The sequence below is a fragment of the Bartonella queenslandensis AUST/NH15 genome, assembly GCF_000312585.1.
Classification (GTDB): Bacteria; Pseudomonadota; Alphaproteobacteria; order Rhizobiales; family Rhizobiaceae; genus Bartonella; species Bartonella queenslandensis_A.
Window position 1 is genome coordinate 52895 of sequence record NZ_HE998006.1, and the last position, 1343, is coordinate 54237.

1 protein-coding gene is annotated in these 1343 nt (G+C 29.9%); it reads left to right on the forward strand.

From position 1 onward, the window contains the following. Nucleotides 1-235: 235 nt before the first annotated feature. The gene (locus BN338_RS06815) at nt 236-1063 is read left to right on the forward strand and encodes an outer membrane protein (protein ID WP_039760352.1); all 828 of its coding nucleotides are present in this window, start codon (nt 236-238) and stop codon (nt 1061-1063) included. Nucleotides 1064-1343: the final 280 nt, after the last annotated feature.

Consider the following 1343-nt stretch of genomic DNA (forward strand, 5'->3'; position numbering starts at 1 on the left):
ATGCTAGATAATAATGAAAAATATGAAGGTATAAAAGATAATATAGAGTGATAACTAATGGAAATATAAAGTATATTTAAAATTTTTTATAATTATTTATTTATAAAATATTTTTATTTTTAAATAGAAACTTTAATTTTTTATAACTGTGTCATTTTTGCTATAGATTTTTTTCAAAAAGTGTGAAATGATTTACTATTACTTATGTATCACATTAGCTTTTAGGGGAGCAATTATGATTATAAAGTATTTAGTCTCAACATATATATTTTCTTTAATTTCAATTTCTGTACTACAGGCAGCGGATAGCGTTATTCCTGAACAGCCTGTTCCTGTTATTGCAGCGCCTACTTTTTCTTGGACAGGATTTTATCTTGGAGGGCAAATTGGTAACTTTTCAGATAAAACAGCTGAAAGTTATGCAGAAAGTGAGACAGCAGGGATATGGAAACCAGTTGGAAAAGAGAATTTGCCTAAACTTTCTGGTTTTATAGGGGGAGTTTATGCAGGTTCCAATATTGATATTGATGATACTTTTATTATAGGTATTGATACGGATATTATGTGGTTTGGTAAAAAGGATATGAAAGATATTAATTTACCGAAAAAAAGTTCAACTGGAAAGACACCACAGCCTACAGAAGAGATAAATCTAACAAGAGATTTGCATGAGGATGATTTAACAACGCATATTAAAGCTATACGTCATACTTTAAAACAAAAATGGGCTGGAGCTACACGGGTGAAAGTTGGTTTTGCGATTGAGCGTATGATGCCTTATATTTCCGGAGGGATTGCTTATACGCAACTTCAGAATATTTTTACGGCAGTAGCGGATAGCGAAAATGAAGAAGTTAATTTTTCTGATTGGCTTCATGATGAAAAAAAGACCATGATTGGCTATACCCTTGGAGGTGGTGTTGATTTTGCAATGACTGATAACATTATTGTGCGTGCAGAATATCGTTATTCAGATTTTGGCAAGAAAAAGTTTGTACAGGATAAAGTTGAAATGGGTTACAAGACAAACGATTTCCGCGTGGGTGTGGCTTATAAATTTTAATTTTTTTCAGAACTAAACACTTTAAAAGTCTCATTTTCGAATGAGGCTTTTATTTTTCAAATAGGTACTGGAAAATATTCCTTCACTCAAAAGAAATGCTATTTTATTCGAAATCTCTCTCATACAATTGACTTTTCTATTTTACGTTATCATAAAATATTTTATTTAATAACAAAAAAAATCGCATAAAACGAAATCTGCAAGATAACTGAATAAGAATAAAAAGTTCATAGTGTAATTTTTCATTATTATTAGATATTTTATGATAGATAATAATACA